The 743-nt window shown below is 49.4% G+C and carries 2 rRNA genes; both read right to left on the bottom strand.

Going from position 1 to position 743, the window contains the following annotated elements:
• Positions 1 to 115 (bottom strand): 5S ribosomal RNA (rrf, locus tag A3761_RS08535).
• A 167-nt stretch (positions 116 to 282) separates the two neighbouring features.
• A 23S ribosomal RNA gene (locus A3761_RS08530) occupies positions 283 to 743 on the bottom strand; the annotation flags it as partial.

The following is a 743-nucleotide window of genomic DNA, read 5'->3' as shown; positions in this document are numbered from 1 at the left end:
GCCTGACGATGACCTACTCTCACATGGGACCTCCCACACTACCATCGGCGATGCTTCGTTTCACTTCTGAGTTCGGGATGGGATCAGGTGGTTCCAAAGCTCTATGGTCGTCAGACAAAACTTCGGTTGCTGATACTTGATCAACAACACTTAATTCTGCGTCTTTAACAATAGCAAGTAATAGCTAATTTAATCTCTGCTGTCTAACGAAGACTCATATCCAATTTGCGTTACCCGTCGTTGTACGAATAATCATTCACTATAAAACCACTTGGGCGTTATATAGTTAAGCCTCACGAGCAATTAGTACTGGTTAGCTCAATACGTTACCGCACTTACACACCCAGCCTATCAACGTCATAGTCTTTAACGGCTCTTTAGGGGAATTAAATTCCCAGGGAAAACTTATCTTGAAGGGGGCTTCCCGCTTAGATGCTTTCAGCGGTTATCCTGTCCGAACGTAGCTACCGGGCAATGCGTCTGGCGACACAACCCGAACACCAGGGGTTCGTCCACTCCGGTCCTCTCGTACTAGGAGCAGCTCTTCTCAATTTTCCAACGTCCACGGCAGATAGGGACCGAACTGTCTCACGACGTTCTAAACCCAGCTCGCGCACCACTTTAAATGGCGAACAGCCATACCCTTGGGACCGGCTTCAGCCCCAGGATGTGATGAGCCGACATCGAGGTGCCAAACACCGCCGTCGATGTGAACTCTTGGGCGGTATCAGCCTGTTATCCCC

Source organism: Oleiphilus sp. HI0123, from assembly GCF_001635315.1.
Note: the sequence above shows the minus strand (reverse complement) of the source record. Positions and strands in the feature narration are given on the sequence as shown.